The 15,764-nt window shown below is 73.1% G+C and carries 14 protein-coding genes; 6 read left to right on the forward strand and 8 right to left on the reverse strand.

Going from position 1 to position 15,764, the window contains the following annotated elements:
- Positions 1 to 405: CvpA family protein (locus MLY01S_RS10145; protein WP_174520655.1), on the reverse strand; the 405-nt coding region annotated here is incomplete at its 3' end.
- A gap of 243 nt (positions 406 to 648) precedes the next feature.
- On the opposite strand from MLY01S_RS10145, the gene MLY01S_RS10150 reads away from it, so the two are divergent.
- The gene (locus MLY01S_RS10150; RefSeq protein ID WP_067191720.1) at positions 649 to 1,326 is read left to right on the forward strand and encodes a Crp/Fnr family transcriptional regulator; all 678 of its coding nucleotides are present in this window, start codon (positions 649 to 651) and stop codon (positions 1,324 to 1,326) included.
- A gap of 107 nt (positions 1,327 to 1,433) precedes the next feature.
- Here the strand turns inward: MLY01S_RS10150 and MLY01S_RS10155 are convergent, their stop codons facing one another.
- The 3 genes from MLY01S_RS10155 to sp36 are packed head-to-tail and all read right to left on the reverse strand — an operon-like array spanning position 1,434 to position 3,165.
- A complete protein-coding gene (locus tag MLY01S_RS10155) occupies positions 1,434 to 2,513 on the reverse strand; it encodes an NUDIX hydrolase (protein WP_245232142.1) in 1,080 nt (359 codons plus the stop codon).
- Positions 2,503 to 2,994: a RidA family protein gene (locus MLY01S_RS10160; protein WP_067191722.1), complete on the reverse strand. Its 492-nt coding sequence runs from the start codon at positions 2,992 to 2,994 to the stop codon at positions 2,503 to 2,505. Before MLY01S_RS10160 ends, MLY01S_RS10155 begins: the two co-directional genes overlap by 11 nt.
- 3 nt (positions 2,995 to 2,997) lie before the next feature.
- Positions 2,998 to 3,165: a Sp36 family protein gene (sp36, locus tag MLY01S_RS12485; RefSeq protein ID WP_088478673.1), complete on the reverse strand. Its 168-nt coding sequence runs from the start codon at positions 3,163 to 3,165 to the stop codon at positions 2,998 to 3,000.
- A gap of 69 nt (positions 3,166 to 3,234) precedes the next feature.
- On the opposite strand from sp36, the gene MLY01S_RS10165 reads away from it, so the two are divergent.
- The 4 genes from MLY01S_RS10165 to MLY01S_RS10180 all read left to right on the forward strand — a co-directional run bounded on the left by MLY01S_RS10165 (position 3,235) and on the right by MLY01S_RS10180 (position 10,363).
- Complete coding sequence (locus tag MLY01S_RS10165; RefSeq protein WP_067191724.1) at positions 3,235 to 5,430, forward strand: transglycosylase domain-containing protein; 2,196 nt, start codon at positions 3,235 to 3,237, stop codon at positions 5,428 to 5,430.
- 4 nt (positions 5,431 to 5,434) lie between these two features.
- A complete protein-coding gene (locus MLY01S_RS10170; protein ID WP_067191726.1) occupies positions 5,435 to 6,370 on the forward strand; it encodes a metallophosphoesterase in 936 nt (311 codons plus the stop codon).
- A 79-nt stretch (positions 6,371 to 6,449) separates the two neighbouring features.
- Positions 6,450 to 8,339: an ABC transporter ATP-binding protein gene (locus tag MLY01S_RS10175; RefSeq protein WP_067191728.1), complete on the forward strand. Its 1,890-nt coding sequence runs from the start codon at positions 6,450 to 6,452 to the stop codon at positions 8,337 to 8,339.
- Positions 8,336 to 10,363, forward strand: a complete 2,028-nt coding sequence (locus MLY01S_RS10180; RefSeq protein WP_082740109.1) for an ABC transporter ATP-binding protein — start codon at positions 8,336 to 8,338, stop codon at positions 10,361 to 10,363. The genes MLY01S_RS10175 and MLY01S_RS10180 overlap by 4 nt, the downstream gene beginning before the upstream one ends.
- A 536-nt stretch (positions 10,364 to 10,899) precedes the next feature.
- On the opposite strand, the gene MLY01S_RS10185 is transcribed toward MLY01S_RS10180, so the two are convergent.
- The gene (locus tag MLY01S_RS10185; RefSeq protein ID WP_067191729.1) at positions 10,900 to 11,820 is read right to left on the reverse strand and encodes a phosphoribosylaminoimidazolesuccinocarboxamide synthase; all 921 of its coding nucleotides are present in this window, start codon (positions 11,818 to 11,820) and stop codon (positions 10,900 to 10,902) included.
- Positions 11,817 to 13,133 (reverse strand): phosphoribosylamine--glycine ligase, encoded by a 1,317-nt coding sequence (gene purD / locus MLY01S_RS10190; RefSeq protein WP_067191731.1) that lies wholly within the window; start codon positions 13,131 to 13,133, stop codon positions 11,817 to 11,819. The genes MLY01S_RS10185 and purD overlap by 4 nt, the downstream gene beginning before the upstream one ends.
- A 97-nt stretch (positions 13,134 to 13,230) precedes the next feature.
- Between purD and MLY01S_RS10195 the strand changes: the two genes are divergently transcribed.
- Positions 13,231 to 13,497 (forward strand): hypothetical protein, encoded by a 267-nt coding sequence (locus MLY01S_RS10195; protein WP_067191732.1) that lies wholly within the window; start codon positions 13,231 to 13,233, stop codon positions 13,495 to 13,497.
- Positions 13,498 to 13,583: 86 nt separating this feature from the next.
- Here the strand turns inward: MLY01S_RS10195 and MLY01S_RS10200 are convergent, their stop codons facing one another.
- A complete protein-coding gene (locus tag MLY01S_RS10200) occupies positions 13,584 to 14,303 on the reverse strand; it encodes a response regulator (RefSeq protein ID WP_067191734.1) in 720 nt (239 codons plus the stop codon).
- Positions 14,300 to 15,764: sensor histidine kinase (locus MLY01S_RS10205; RefSeq protein ID WP_306301691.1), on the reverse strand; the 1,465-nt coding region annotated here is incomplete at its 5' end. The genes MLY01S_RS10200 and MLY01S_RS10205, both read right to left, overlap by 4 nt.

The following is a 15,764-nucleotide window of genomic DNA, read 5'->3' on the forward strand; positions in this document are numbered from 1 at the left end:
CTCCTTCGTCACCGGCGCCATGCCGAGCGAGTTCAGGGACAGGGAGATCAGACCGAGGATCAGCACCGTGACCGCCAGGGCGGCGACGGAGCCGAGGACCCGGTCCGCGCGCCGCAGCGCAGGAAGGTTCACGTGCAGGCGCACTCTGCGCCCGACGGCGACTCCGATGTGCTGGCCCGCCCAGATCAGCAGGACGGTGGCCACCACCAGCACGACCACACGGAGCGTCGGCTCGGAGACCCATCGGGCGACGAACGGGATCAGGTAGAACCCGCCGATCGCCCCCGCCACCGTGCCCAGCATCGTGCCCAGCACGACCCACAGGCCGCGGTGGTAGCCCTTGACGAGGGCCACGATCAGCAGGACGACCAGGACCACGTCGAGCCAGGTCACTCCGAAGAGCATGCAGTCGTTTCCTTTCCGGCTCACCAGGCCGAGGGACGGGAGGGACAGGGCAGGAGCGGCGGTCTGCGAGCCGTCACGGGGGACGGCGGGGAACAGATCGGCCACCGACGCGCGGGGCGCCACTTGCCCTGGCTGTCAGGGTAACGGCAGGATCGTGTGTGATGCGGCACAATGGTGCCCAGCCCGAACACGACCGGTCCACCCTCGCCTCAGGGGGTGATCACTGAGAGGACTCACCGTACGATGGATCTTGAGGTTCTTCGCAAGGCCCCCCTGTTCGCGCACCTGGACGACGAGGTGTTCGCAACCCTGACCTCTGAGCTGACGGAGGTGGAGCTCTCCCGCGGCGCCTCCGCTTTCCACGAGGGCGACCAGGGCGATCAGCTGTACGTGATCATGTCCGGCAAGATCAAGCTCGGCCGCACCGCCTCGGACGGCCGCGAGAACCTGGTGGCCGTCCTCGGCCCCGGCGAGATCTTCGGCGAGATGGCCCTGTTCAACCCGGCCCCGCGCTCGGCCACCGCCACCGCGGTGTCCGCCACCCGCCTGGCCGGCCTGCGCCACGAGAACCTGCGCCGCGCGATCGCCTCCTCCCCGGACGTGTCCCTGCAGCTGCTGCAGGCCCTCGCCCAGCGCCTGTCCAAGACCAACGAGTCCCTCGCGGACCTCGTGTTCTCCGACGTCCCGGGCCGTGTGGCCAAGGCCCTGCTGGACCTGGCCGACCGCTTCGGCCGGCCGGCCGCCGACGGCCTGCTCGTGGCCCACGACCTCACCCAGGAGGAGCTGGCCCAGCTGGTCGGCGCCTCCCGCGAGACGGTGAACAAGGCCCTCGCCGAGTTCGTGCACCGCGGCTGGATCCGCCTGGAGAACCGCGCGGTGGTCGTCCTCGACCTCCAGCGCCTGCGCCAGCGTTCACGCTGACACACCCCTGACCCTCGACGACGGGCCGCTCACCTGACAGGGTGAGCGGCCCGTCGTCGTCACGGCCTCCTGCCGCACGGAGGGACGGACCCGGCACCGGCCCGAGCTCAGTCCGTGGTGGGGCGCATCCAGAGGCGACCGGCGTCCTCCCCGGCGGGAGCCATGCGCCAACGCGGCAGGGGCCGGTCCGCCGCCCCGTCGGCGAGGCCGAGCAGGAACGCGACCGCGGAGCCGGCCTCCGCGAGCCGGTGGGCGAGCATCAGGGTCGGCGGCGCGGTGACCTCGCAGGCCTCCACGACGCCCGACTCGCCCAGCCACCCCGGCGGCCCGGGCAGGGCCACGGGGCCCTCGATCAGGGACGCCGCAGGCACCCAGGCGTGCAGCCCGGCCACCTCCTCGCGCCGCCCCCTCGCGGGTCGGACGGTGGCCTGCTGTCCCGCCGGGACGGCGGCGGCGAAGACCACCGCATCGAAGCGGCGGTGACGGAAGTCCGGGGAGATCCAGCGGCCCACGGGGCGCAGCAGGTCGGTACGCAGCCCCAGCCCGCGCCGCTGGAGCTGGGCGGGCAGGCCGAACCCCTCGGACTCCAGAGACGTGCGGGCCTCCTCCCACAGCGGGGTGGCCGGGTCCATGACCACGTCCCCCTCACGCTCCCCCACCAGCAGCAGGCCGGTCTCCTCGAAGAGCTCCCGGACGGCGGCCACCACGTGCTGCCGCGCACTGCGCAGGTCGGCCATGCCGAGTCGACGGGCCCACGCCCGGGGCGAGGGCCCGTACCAGGTGCAGGCCTCCGCGTCCTGGTCGGTCAGTGACCCGCCGGGCAGCCCGACGACGCCCAGCGGCGTCTGGCCCGGACGATGACGCAGCAGCAGCTCCGGGCCCTGCGGCCCATCCCTGACCACCGCGACGGCGGCGGCCCGACGAGCAGGACGCACGTGACGGTGGTCCTGGGCCGCCCACTGCCGGGCCGCCTCCTCCTCGCTCCGCGGCACCGGGATGCGCGCGGGCGCGGCCCGCCGCTGCGGGGCCGGACGCACGTGGCCGACCGGGGCGGCCGGGCGGCGGTTCGCGGGATGGGCGCGCAGGGACGCGGCGCGGGCCGCCGCCTGCGCCGCCTCCCCGGGGCCGGAGGACGCCGTGGCGGACACGGAGACCGGGGGCGGGACGGCGGCGCCGTCAGCGGACACGGACGGTGATCTCCACCTCGACGGGGGCATCAAGCGGCAGCACGGCCACGCCCACGGCGGAGCGGGCGTGGCGGCCGGCCTCTCCGAAGATCTCGGCGAGCACGTCCGAGGCGCCGTTGACCACGGCCGGCTGGGCGGTGAAGTCCGGGGCCGAGGACACGAAGCCGGTGACCTTCACCACGCGCTCGACGCGGTCCAGGTCCCCGACGAGCGCATGCACGGCGGCGACGGCGTTGATCGCGGCGGTGCGGGCCAGGGCGTTCGCGGTGCCCGGGTCCACCTCCGCACCGACCTTGCCGGTGGTCTCGAGGGAGCCGGAGACGAAGGGCAGCTGCCCGGAGGTCATGACGAGGTCGCCGTCCTGCAGTGCGGGCAGGTAGCTGCCCACCGCCGAGGCGACGTCCGGACGCTCGATCCCCAGCTCGGCCAGGCGGGAGGCGACAGCTCCCTCGCCCCAGCCGGAGGCCTGTGCGGCGGCCACGGGTCAGGCCCCCTTCGGACGCTTGAGGTAGGCCACCGGATTCGAGCCCTCGGGGCCCGGGATCACGGTGACCAGCTCCCAGCCGTCCTCGCCCCACTGGTCGAGGATCTGCTTGGTCGCGTGGATCAGGAGGGGGACGGTGGCGTATTCCCAACGAGTCTGCTCGGTCATGGGGCCACCCTACCCACGGCGACCGCCTCCTGCCCTCCCCTTCCAGGCGGCCCCGGTACACTTCCGGGCATGGCGCCGCGCAAGTCCCCCTCCTCTGACTCCGTCACGCCCGTCGGCCGCATGCTGAGGTTCCTCGGCCTCTCCGCCCTGGCGGGCCTGATCGTGGCCGGCCTGTTGCTGCCCGGAGCGGCGTTCGTGGGCGCCGGCGCCAACGCCGGCGCCGCGATGCTGAACGACCTGCCGGACGAGCTGCCGGACGAGCCGGTCGCGGTGCCGTCCAAGATCGTGACCGCGGACGGCAAGCTCATCGCCAACTTCTACGAGGAGAACCGCACGCCGGTCCCGTTCGACGAGATCGCCCAGTCCATGAAGGACGCGATCGTGTCCATCGAGGACGAGCGCTTCTACTCGCACGACGGCGTGGACGCCCGCGGCCTCGCCCGCGCCATGGTCAACAACGCGACCTCAGACTCCACGCAGGGCGCCTCCACCCTGACGCAGCAGTACGTCAACAACATGCTCATCAACGCGCAGGTCCTGCGCGGCGACTCGCGCCTCACCCTGTCCGGCAAGAAGAAGGTCTCGGACAAGGTCAAGGAGATGAAGCTCGCGATCGCGGTCGAGGAGCAGATGACCAAGGACGAGATCCTCAACGGCTACCTCAACCTCGTCCTCTTCTCTGGCCGCGCCTACGGCGTCGAGGCCGCCGCCCAGTACGTCTTCGGCAAGTCCGCGAAGGACCTGGAGATCTGGGAGTCCGCGACCCTCGCCGGCATGGTGCAGTCCCCCACCGGCTACCACCCCGTCCGCAATCCGGAGGGCACCAAGAAGCGCCGCAACACCGTGCTCCGTGCCATGCTGCGCAACGACAAGATCACCCAGGAGGAGTACGACCACGCCGTCGAGCAGCCCCTCGACGTGGTGATGGAGGCCCCGCCGACCGGATGCCTGGCCGCCGACTTCGGCAAGTACTTCTGCGACTACGTCGAGCGCCAGGTCCTGGCCAACCCGGCCTTCGGCCCGGACGTGAAGTCCCGTCAGGCCCTGCTGGACCGCGGCGGCCTCACCATCCGCACCACAATGGACTCCAAGCTCCAGGAGGAGGCCCAGAAATCCATCGCCGGACAGGTCCCCAACGACGAGTCCGACGGCGTCGGCGCCTCCCTGCTCTCCCTCGAGCCGGGCACCGGCGACATCAAGGTCATGGCCCAGAACACCGACTACTCCCTGCAGGAGAACGAGAAGGGCAAGACCATCCTGAACTTCAACGTGGACAAGGAATGGGGCGGCGGTGAGGGCTTCCAGAGCGGCTCGACCCTGAAGCCGTTCGTGGCCCTCACCTGGATGCGCAACGGCGGCAAGTTGATCGACACCGTGGACGCCAGCGTGGACACCTACCCGACCGGCACCCGCTTCGCCGCCTCCTGCCGCGACGGCGGCTACGTGGTGCAGAACGGCTCCACCTGGGACATCAACAACGTGATCGGCGGGCTCAAGAAGCGCGACCGCATCGACGAGGGCCTGTTCTGGTCCGTCAACACCCCGACCGTCGCCGCCGCCTACCATCTGGACCTCTGCGACATCACCTCGCTGATGACCGAGCTCGGCCTGCGCCGCGCCGTGGACAGCCTCCCCATCTCCCCGGACAACCCCTCCTTCGTGCTCGGCGCGGACTCCATGGCCCCGATGTCCCTGGCCCGTGCCTACAACGCGATCGCCGCCGAGGGCCTGTACTGCGAGCCGCGCGCCCTGCTCGAGGTCACCGACACCGCCGGCAACGAGTACCCCGTGCCGGAACCGGACTGCAAGCAGGTCCTGGACAAGGACGACGTGCACCAGATCTCGCCGGTCCTGCAGGCCATCACGGACAAGAACATCTTCTCGGATGAGGACCGGCCCTTCCCGGCCGCCGGCAAGACCGGCACCAACAACAACATGTCCTCGACCTGGTTCGTGGGCTACACGGACAAGCTGACCACCGCCTCGTGGGTGGGCCGCTGGACCAACCAGAAGACCCTCGCCGGCGAGACCATCAACGGCATCAAGCGCAACAACTTCTACGGCACCGAGATCTCAGGCCCCATGTGGCTGGACTACATGGAGCAGGCCAACGAACACAGCGAGTACGAGGCCGGGAAGCTGCCGGAATGGGACGGCCCGCGGTTCTCCGACTACGGCACCGAGGGCAGCCACCCGCACGGCAAGGACTTCTACTTCGAGGACATCGACCGCCCGGGTCCGCAGCCCTACTCGTCGGAGGACTGAGCCGATGGCCCCGTCCCGTCCCGTGCGCGCCGCCCTGACGGCCGGTGCGGCCGCGGCCGGCCTGGGTGCGGCGGGCGCGGCCTGGGGCCTGGCCGAGGCCAGCGCCTACCGGATCAGCCGCCACACCGTCCCCGCCCTGCCGGCGGACGCGGCGCCCCTGCGGGTGCTGCACCTGTCCGACATCCACCTGCTGCCGTTCCACCGGCGCAAGCTGGCCTGGCTGCAGACACTCGCGGACCTCGAACCGGACCTCGTGGTCAACACGGGAGACAACATCGCCTCGGACCACTCGATCGCGCCGCTGCTCGACGCCCTCGGCCGGCTGCTGGACGTCCCCGGCGTCTTCGTGCCCGGCTCCAACGACTACTTCGCCCCGAAGCCGGCCAACCCGTTCCGCTACTTCGCCGGACCGTCGAAGCCGCTGAAGCACCAGCCCCGCCGCCTGCAGACCGAGGACCTGTTCCGGGCGTTCCGGTCCCGCGGCTGGGTGGATCTGACCAACCGCTCGGCGACCCTCACCGCCGGAGGCGACGGCGCCGCCGTCGAGATCCTGGCCGGCGGCACCGACGACCCGCACCTGGGCTTCGACGACTGGCGCGGCTTCACCGCCCCCACACGAGCACCGCGCGAGCAGATCCTCACCCTCGGCGTCACCCACGCCCCCTACCGCCGTGTCCTGGACGCGATGGTGGCCGACGGCGCCGACCTCGTCCTGGCAGGCCACACCCACGGCGGCCAGGTGTGCCTGCCGTTCTACGGGGCACTGGTGACGAACTGCGACCTGCCGCGCGCGCAGGCCTCCGGGCTGTCCTCCTGGACGGCCGCCGGCCGCACCGTCCCGCTCGAGGTCTCCGCCGGCATCGGCGCGGCCCCGGCCATGCCGGTCCGGGTGGCCTGCCGCCCCGAGGCCGTCGTCCTGGACCTGGTCCCCCGCGCCTGAGGCGCGCGGACAGGCGGCGGTGCGCGGCCGTCGTCGGGACGCAGGCCATCCGTCGGGCGCCGTCCCGTAGACTTCTCGGGTGTCTCCCAGCGCCGCCTCCACCCCCCGCACACTGCGGGAGTCCGTGCAGGGCCTGCGGCCGTACCTCGACGGCGTCCTCTGGCGCTGGGTGTGCGGGCTGCTGGCCGCCCTGCTCTCCGGGCTCGCCGCCCTCGCCATCCCCCAGGTCATCCAGGTCCTGGTGAACAACGTGTTCTCCGCCGACGGCTCGGGCGGGCGTTCCTCCGTGGTGTGGGCCGGTGTGGTCCTGCTCGTCCTCGGCCTGGCCGAGGCGCTGTTCGTGTGGCTGCGCCGCGTGTTCATCCTGCCGCCGGCCTCGGACGTGGAGAACCGGGCACGCATCGGCCTCTACCGCCGTCTGCAGCGCCTGCCCGTCGCCTTCCACGACGCCTGGCCCTCCGGCCAGCTGCTCTCCCGCGCGCAGGCGGACCTGGGCCTGGTGCGCCGCTGGATCGCGTTCGGCTCGGTGATGTTCGTGGTGGACTCGCTGGTGATCGTGGTGGGCGTGGCCCTGCTCTTCACGCTCTCCTGGCAGCTCGCGCTCCTGTACCTGGTGGCGGCCGTGCCGATCATCATCCGGTCCTTCTCCTTCCGCAACGACTTCCGCACCGTCTCCCGCCTGTCCCAGGACCAGGCCGGCGACCTCGCCACCACCGTGGAGGAGTCCGTCCACGGCATCCGCATCCTGAAGGCCTTCGGCCGCGGCACCACCGCCCTGGAGGGCTTCCGCACCCAGGCGTCCACCCTGCAGGACACCGAGGTCCGCAAGGCCGGCCTGCTCGCCTCCTTCGTGGCGATGGTGGTGGCCCTGCCCGAGGTCGTCCTGGGCGTCGGCCTGGCCTGGGGCGTGTACCTGGTGGCCACCGGCCAGATGATGGTCGGCGCCCTCGCCGCCTTCTTCGCGACGACCGCCGTGCTCGCCCGCCCCGTGGAGTCCGTGGGCCAGCTGCTCGGCATGACCCTGTCCGCCAAGACCGCGATCGACCGTCACCTCGACGTCATCTCCGTGCGTCCCGCGATCACCTCCCCCGCCGGCACGGACCCGGAGGAGGCCGCCTCCCTCGGTGCCACCCGCCTGGACGGCGACGCGGACGAGATGGCCCCGCCCTCCGGCGCCCTCCCCGTGCTGCCCCCGTCCGCCGGGGGCCTGGCCTTCCGTGACGTGGAGTTCCGCTACCCGGACGCCGCGGAGGGCACCGCGCCCCTGCTGCGCGGCGTGGACCTCGAACTCATCCCCGGCGAGACCATGGCACTGGTGGGCACCACCGGCTCCGGGAAGTCGACCCTGCTGCAGCTGGTCCCCCGCCTCTACGAAGCCACCTCCGGCCGCGTGGAGGTGGACGGCGCGGACGTCCGCGACTTCCCGCTCGAGGAGCTGCGCCGCCGCGTGGCCGTGGCCTTCGAGGAGCCCACGCTCTTCTCGGACACCGTCCGCAACAACGTGCTGCTGGGCGCCCCCGCAGACGTGCTCGCCGACGAGGAGAAGGCCCAGCAGCTGCTGGACATGGCCCTGGACACCGCCCAGGCCGGCTTCGCCCGTGCCCTGCCCGACGGCCTGGACACGGAGATCGGTGAGGAGGGCCTGTCCCTCTCCGGCGGCCAGCGCCAGCGTCTGGCCCTGGCCCGTGCGATCGCCGCGCAGCCCAAGGTGCTCGTGCTGGACGACCCGCTGTCCGCCCTCGACGTGCGCACCGAGGAGGCCGTCACCCAACGCCTGCGCGAGGTCCTCGCGGACACCACCACGCTGGTGGTGGCCCACCGCCCCTCCACCGTGGCCCTGGCGGACCGCGTGGCCGTGATGGCGGACGGGCGGATCGTGGACGTGGGCACCCACCTGGAGCTGCTCGCACGCTCTGCCGCCTACCGGGACATCATCAGCAACGCCGAGGCCGAGGAGGCGCGCGCATGAGCATCCGGAGCCGCTCCGCGCAGGAGCGCACCCCGAAGCACGCCGCGCAGGGCCCGGCCGTGCAGGATCCGTCCGCCGGCGAGGCCGGAGCGTCGGCAGGCGCGGCCGGCGTGGCCGCAGGCGGCACCGGCGCGTCGGCAGACGGCACCGGCGCGTCGGTGGCGGACCGCGTCCGCGGCGTCCGTGCCGAGGACATCCTCGAGTACTCGGCGGAGGAGCGCCGCCACGTCCGCCGCCGTTCGTGGCGGCTGCTGCGCGAGCTCGCCGGCCCGGTGAAGGGCCAGCTGGCGCTCGTGATGGTGCTGGTGATCGTGTCCAACGCCGCCCGTGCGGCGCTGCCGCTGATCATCGCCTGGGCCATCGACTGGGGTCTGCCGCAGGTGGTCGGCGCCGTGGAGGCCGGGCAGTCCCCGCTGCCGACCGTGCTGCTGGTCGGCGGCGCCTATGTGGGCGCCGCACTGCTGGCCGGCGGCCTGCTCGGCGGCTACCTGTGGCTGACTGCCCGGGCGTCCCAGCAGATGCTGCTGAACCTGCGCCTGCGCGTGTTCCGGCACACCCAGCGCCTGTCCCTGTCCTTCCACGAGAAGTACACCTCGGGCCGCGTGATCTCCCGCCAGACCTCGGACCTGGAGACCCTGCGCGAGCTGTTGGACCAGGGCGTCGCCTCGCTGGTCTCCGGCACGGTGTTCATGGTGTTCACGGCCGTCTCGATCCTCATCCTGGACCCGATCGGCTTCCTCATCCTCTGCATCGCGTTCGTCCCGGTGCTGATCCTGGTGCGCTGGTACCAGAAGGCCTCGGAGGACGTGTACCGCCGCTCCCGCGTGAGCTCGGCGAAGTCGATCGTGCACTTCGTGGAGACCATGACCGGCATGCGCGCCGTGCAGGCCTTCCGCCGCCAGCGCGCCAACGACGCCACGTACACACGCCTGGCCACGGACTACCGCAATGACATGGTCGAGTCCCTGAACTACTTCGGCATCCTGCAGACCGCCCTGGTGGCGATCGGCAACATGACCGTGGTGGCCATGCTGATCGTGGGCGGCTTCCGCGTGCTGGACGGCCAGCTGGCCGTGGGCGTGCTGGTGGCGCTGCTGCTGGCCGGCCGCCGCGTGTTCCAGCCCATGGAGATGCTGGCGATGTTCTACTCCTCGCTGCAGTCCGCCACGGCCGCCCTGGAGAAGGTCTCCGGCCTGCTCGAGGAGGAGCCCACCGTGGTGGAGGCCGCAGAGCCCGCCCTGCTGCCGGGCGCTGCGAAGGCCGGCGAGGGCGTGGCCTCCGGCCGCATCGAGTTCTCGGACGCGGTCTTCGGCTACGGCCCGGAGAAGACGGTGCTGAGCCGCTTCGACCTGACGGTGCCCGCCGGACAGACGGTGGCCGTCGTCGGGCAGACCGGGGCGGGCAAGTCCACGCTGGTGAAGCTGATCGCCCGGTTCTACGACCTCTCCTCCGGCTCCCTGACCCTGGACGGGGTGGAGCTCAGTCAGCTGTCCCAGCAGGACCTGCGCCGCAACGTGGTGATGGTGACGCAGGAGGCGTTCCTGTTCTCCGGGAGCATCGCGGAGAACATCGCCCTGGGCCGTCCGGACGCCAGCCTGGAGGAGATCCAGGCCGCGGCCCGCGCGGTGGGTGCGCACGAGTTCATCCTGGAGCTGCCGGAGGGGTATGACACGGATGTGTCCAAGCGCGGCGGCCGGCTCTCGGCGGGCCAGCGTCAGCTGGTGTCCTTCGCCCGCGCGTTCCTGGCGGACCCGGCGGTGCTGATCCTGGACGAGGCCACCAGCTCCCTGGACCTGCCCTCCGAGCGGCTGGTGCAGCAGGGCCTGGAGCGGCTGCTGGGCAACCGGACGGCGCTGATCATCGCGCACCGCCTGTCCACCGTGGACATCGCGGACCGCGTGCTCGTGGTCCACGACGGGCAGATCGTGGAGGACGGCACCCCCGCCGAGCTCATCGCCGCCGGTGGCCGCTTCGCGGCGCTGCACCAGGCCTGGGAGGACTCGCTCGTCTCCGAGGAGGACTGAGGGCTCGGCGCCGGGCCCAGCGTGCAGGCGGGCGGGAGCGGGAGCGGGGGCGGGGGCATTTTCGTTCGGGAAACCGTCGCGTTTCGAGGCGCTTTCGTTCGGGAAAGGGTCGGGTTGTCTGGCACTTTCGTTCGGAAGAATGTCGCGTCCCGCTGCCCGCCTGACCACCACGACGACGGCCCGGTCACCGTGGCCTTCCCTCTCACCGTGCCGTGCTTTCAACGCCTCCGGACGTGGTCTGGACGGACGGCCGAAGCCGGAACGGAGAAGATCCCTGTAGACGGCAGCGCGGGCTCGGCCCCTTCCGGGGCCGAGCCCGCGCTGCCGTGGACGGGTATCTTGCCTTGCCGTACAGCAGCTCAGACTGGGCGCCGGACTCGCGCTGTGGCTGACGGGTACAGCGCGGCCTGCTCGAGACACGGTCCTCCCCGCCTGGAACTCGACCGTTTCCCGAACGAAAGCACCCCGCAACGCGACCGTTTCCCGAACGAAAGCACCCCAGGACGCGACGGTTTCCCGAACGAAAACGCCAGGGGTCAGGCGTCGAAGCGGCGGCCGGTGAGCCTCTCGTAGGCCTCCACGTAGCGGGCCCGGGTCTTGGCCACCACGTCCTCCGGCAACGCCGGCGGCTGCTCACCCGAGGACTTGTCCCAGCCGGACTCTGCCGACGTGAGCCAGTCGCGGACGAACTGCTTGTCGAAGCTGGCCTGGGGGCGGCCGGGCTCGTAGTCCTCAGCGTCCCAGAAGCGGGAGGAGTCCGGGGTGAGCACCTCGTCGCCCAGCACGATCGCCCCGCTCACCGGGTCCGTGCCGAACTCCACCTTGGTGTCCGCCAGGATGATCCCGGCCTCCCGGGCGATCTGCTCGGCCCTCGTGTAGACGTCCAGGGTGAGGTCCCGCAACGCCGCGGCGGCCTCGGCGCCCACGCGCTCGGTCATCTGCGCGAACGTGATGTTCTCATCGTGCTCGCCCACCTCGGCCTTCGCCGAGGGGGTGAAGATCGCCGACTCCAGCTTCGATCCGTCCACGAGCCCCTCCGGCAGCGGCAGCCCCGTCACGGTCCCGGACTCCCGGTACTCCGCCAGGCCGGAGCCGGTCAGATACCCGCGGGCGATGCACTCGACCGGGAACATGTCCAGCCGCTTGACCACCATGGCCCGCCCGGCCACCTGCTCCGGCACGTCCGTGGAGACCACGTGGTTCTCCACGGTGCCGGCGAGCTGCTCGAACCACCACAGGCTCAGCTGGGTCAGCACGGCGCCCTTGTCCGGGATCGGCGGCTCGAGGACGACGTCGTAGGCGCTGATCCGGTCCGAGGCCACCACCAGCAGGGTGTCCGACTCGCCCGGGGCGGCATCGGCCGGCTCGTACAGATCCCGCACCTTGCCGGAGTACACGTGCCGCCAGCCCGGCAGCTGAAGGGCCTCCGCCCCGGCGAATCCGATGCGCTCGCTCACGCCTGGCCCTCCTTCTCCGTACCCGCGGCGCCGGCACCCGGCACCGCGATCTGCCCGCGCTCGGCCTTGAGCGCGATGTCCGCGCGCCACTGGGCACCCTCGAAGTCGATGGCGTCCACGCCGGCGTAGGCCCGCGCCCTCGCCTCGGCCAGGTCCTTCCCGCGCCCGACGACGGCCAGCACCCGGCCACCGGCCGTCACCACCGCGTCCGGGGCGTCGCCCACGCCCGTGCCGGCGTGCAGCACGTCCACGCCGTCCAGCGCCCGGGCCGCCTCGAGGCCGGTGATGATGTCCCCCGTGGAGGAGGAGGCCGGGTAGCCGGCGGAGGCCATGACCACGTCCACGGCCACGTCCTCGGACCACTCGAGAGTCCGGTCCGCGCCGAGCTCGCCGTTCGCGGCGTCCAGCAGCAGCCGGCCGAGCGGGGTCTGGAGGCGGGCGAGCACGGCCTGGGTCTCCGGGTCGCCGAAGCGGACGTTGAACTCGATGACCTGCACGCCCTGGGCCGTCACGGCCAGGCCGCAGTAGAGCACGCCGGAGAACGGGGTGCCGCGCCTCGTCATCTCCGCCAGCACCGGGCGGGCCACCGACTCCATGACCTCGTCCACGAAGCCCTCGGGCAGCCAGGGCAGCGGGGTGTAGGCGCCCATGCCGCCGGTGTTGGGGCCCTCGTCCCCGTCGAAGATGCGCTTGAAGTCCTGGGCCGGGGTCAGCGGCACCGCGTTCTCGCCGTCACAGAGCACGAACAGGGAGACCTCGGGGCCGTCCAGGTACTGCTCGATCACCACGGAGCCGCCGGCGGCGAAGCAGGACTCGGCGTGGGCCAGGGCCTCGGCGCGGTCGGCGGTGACCACCACGCCCTTGCCGGCGGCCAGGCCGTCGTCCTTCACCACATGCGGGGCGCCGAACTCGTCCAGCGCGGCGGCGGCCTGCTCGGCATGCGTGCAGACGCGGGAGCCGGCGGTGGGCACGGAGGCGGCGGCCATGACCTCCTTGGCGAAGGCCTTGGAGGCCTCCAGCTGCGCGGCGGCGCGGGAGGGGCCGAAGACGGCGACGCCGGCCTCGCGCAACGCGTCGGAGACGCCGGCGGCGAGCGGGGCCTCGGGGCCGACAACCACGAGGTCGGCCTTCACCTGGCCGGCGAGCGCCACCACGGCGGCGCCGTCCGAGGCGTCCACGGAGTGCAGCGTGGCCTGGTCCGCCATCCCGACGTTGCCGGGCGCGACGTGCAGCTGCGTCACCTCCGGGTCACGGGCCAGGGTGCGGATCAGGGCATGTTCGCGGCCGCCGTTGCCAAGCACGAGGATCTTCACGTCCCCCAGACTACGTGGCGCCGCACACCCCCGCCCGCCGTCCGCCCGCCCCGGACGTCTTCCCCCGGCCGGGCGGGGCACCCGTAGGGTGGTGGACATGACGATGCCCGGCCTGCCCCACGACGACGACCGCTCCGGCGACCCGCGTCGCCCGACCCGTCCGACCGCCCAGGCCGGCCCCGGCCTGCGCACGGCGTACACGTTCATGATGGTGTGGTTCGTGTGCGCCCTGATCGGCGCCTTCTCGCTGCGCCTGTTCGGCATCGGCCGCGGGGACGTGGGCGTCGGCGGCGTCACCGCGCTGATCGGCACCGCGTTCGTGGCCGCCGCCATGATCACCTGGGCGGTCCGACGCCGCCGCTGACGCAGCCGGTTCCCGACGACGGCCCCGCCCCTTCCCCGGGCCGCTCGCCGCTCCTTCCCGGGAGGGCGCGTCCCGACGACGGCTGCTCAGCCCCGGATGATCCGTCGCCTCCGTGCCTCGGCCACCGCCTCGGTCCGCGAGCCGACGCCGAGCTTCTGGAACACGTGCACCAGGTGGGTCTTCACGGTGGCCTCGGAGATGAACAGCTCCTTGGCCGCGGCCTTGTTGCTGACGCCCTGGGCGATGAGCTCGAGCAGCTCGATCTCGCGCGCCGTGAGCACCTCGGTGCCTCCGGCCATCCGGCCCATGAGCCGCTCGGCCACCCCGGGTGCCAGCGCCCGCTGGCCCGCGGCCGCCCGGCGGACGGCGGCGGCGATCTCCTCCGAGCTCGCGTCCTTGAGCAGGTAGCCGGAGGCCCCGGCGTCCAGGGCGGCGAGGATGTCCGCCTCGGTGTCGAAGGTCGTCAGGATCAGCACCGGCAGCCCCGGGTGGGCGGCCCGCACCGCACGGGTGGCGGCCACGCCGTCCATGCCTTCGCCCATCTGCAGGTCCATGAGCACCACGTCCGGCAGCCCGCCGGCACCCCCGTCCAGACCGGCACCGCTGTCCACACCGGCACCGCCCACGTCTGCGTCGGCGCCCCCGCCCCCACCGGCTCCCGCTGCCAACCCCTCGAGCACGCGCAGCGCCTCGGCGCCGTCGCCGGCCTCGGCCACCACGGTGAGGTCCGGGTGCGCCTCGAGCACGGCGCGCACGCCGGCGCGCACCACCGGGTGGTCGTCCACGAGCATCACGGCCAGGGTCATCCGTTCTCCTTCGCTGTCTCACTGCGGCCGGCCACGGGCACCGTCATCGCCACCACCGTCCCCTCCCCCGGCGTGGACTCCACCGCCACGCGTCCGCCGACGGCCTCCACGCGCTCGCGCACCGCGGCCAGGCCGACGCCGGTGGACTCGCCCGTGCCGTCGTCGTCGTCTTCCTCCCCGGCCGTGCCCGCCGAAGCGGGCCGGACGCCGGAGCCGGCCACGGACCGTCCCCTCTCCCGGGCTACGGGACGGCGGGTGGCCTCGGGGTCGAAGCCGCGGCCGTCGTCGGCGACGTCAACGGTGACCTCCCCGTCCAGGTAGGCCACGGACACCCGGCAGCGGGCGGCGGCGGCGTGCTGGCCGACGTTGGCCAGGGAGGACTGGACGGCGCGCAGCAGGGCGGACTCCACCGCCTCGGCCACAGGCACCGGGGTCCCCTCCACCTGCAGGTCCGCGGCCACGGGGGTGCCGGCGTCGGCCTGGCGGCGGGCGAAGCCGCGCACGGCGGCGTCGAGCTGCTCCACCAGGGAGCCGCCGTCCCCGCGCAGGTCCCGCACGAAGCGGCGGGACTCGGCGAGGTTCTCCGCTGCGGTGTCCCGCACGGTGTGCAGGCGGCGGCGCGCCAGGTCCGGGTCCTCGGCATCGAGGGCGTCCTCGGCGGCGCGGGAGACCAGGACGATGGAGGCCAGGCCCTGGGTGAGGGTGTCGTGGATCTCGCGGGCCAGGCGCTCGCGCTCGGCCAGCACGCCGGAGCGGTGCTCGGTGCGGGCCAGCTCCGCGCGGGCGGCGAGCAGCTCGGAGGCCAGAGCGCGCTGCCGCTCGGACTCGGCGTGAAGGGCCCGGTAGGCCTGGTACATCACCACGGCCACCACGGCGCCGACGCAGGGGCCGATCACCGCGGCCGGCCGCAGCCCGTCCGGGCCCGGGGCGGAGGCCAGCACCACCACGGCGGTCACCGCCGCCACGGCCAGCGGGCCCGGCCAGTGCCGGCCGGTGGCCTCGGCCAGCACGTGCTGGACCACGAAGAACAGCGGGAACGCCACCCACGCGAAGTCCGGGTGCAGCGCCACCAGGGCACCCCAGAGCAGCAGCACGAGGGCCAGCCAGGCCAGGGACGCACCCCGGTGCACCGGCCGCCGGCGCGCCCAGCGGCGCCGCTCGGCCACGGTGCCCGCCAGGTAGACGGCGGCCAGGGCGAAGGCAGCGGGCCAGACGGCGGCCGCAGCGGTGCCCGGGGACAGCACGGAGCGGACCAGGCCCACCGCCAGCAGGGCGGCGAAGGACACGTGCAGCACCACGCGCAGGGCGGCCAGGATCGAGGCCGTCGCGCCGGACTCGACGCCGGCGTCCGCACCGGGCCGGACGCCGGGCGCCGCACCGGCCCGGACGTCGGCCGCCGTACCGGGCCTGGCGGGGCCCGCCGTACCGGGCCTGGCGGGGCCCGCCGGCGCCGAGGCGGGG

This window comes from Micrococcus lylae NBRC 15355 (assembly GCF_001570885.1).
GTDB lineage: Bacteria > Actinomycetota > Actinomycetes > Actinomycetales > Micrococcaceae > Micrococcus > Micrococcus lylae.

Coding starts and splice junctions, on each gene's coding strand:
- MLY01S_RS10150 (WP_067191720.1), top strand. CDS start 649: ATGGATCTTGAGGTTCTTCGCAAGGCCCCCCTGTTCGCGCACCTGGAC.
- sp36 (WP_088478673.1), bottom strand. CDS start 3,165: ATGACCGAGCAGACTCGTTGGGAATACGCCACCGTCCCCCTCCTGATC.
- MLY01S_RS10165 (WP_067191724.1), top strand. CDS start 3,235: ATGGCGCCGCGCAAGTCCCCCTCCTCTGACTCCGTCACGCCCGTCGGC.
- MLY01S_RS10170 (WP_067191726.1), top strand. CDS start 5,435: ATGGCCCCGTCCCGTCCCGTGCGCGCCGCCCTGACGGCCGGTGCGGCC.
- MLY01S_RS10180 (WP_082740109.1), top strand. CDS start 8,336: ATGAGCATCCGGAGCCGCTCCGCGCAGGAGCGCACCCCGAAGCACGCC.
- MLY01S_RS10195 (WP_067191732.1), top strand. CDS start 13,231: ATGACGATGCCCGGCCTGCCCCACGACGACGACCGCTCCGGCGACCCG.
- MLY01S_RS10200 (WP_067191734.1), bottom strand. CDS start 14,303: ATGACCCTGGCCGTGATGCTCGTGGACGACCACCCGGTGGTGCGCGCC.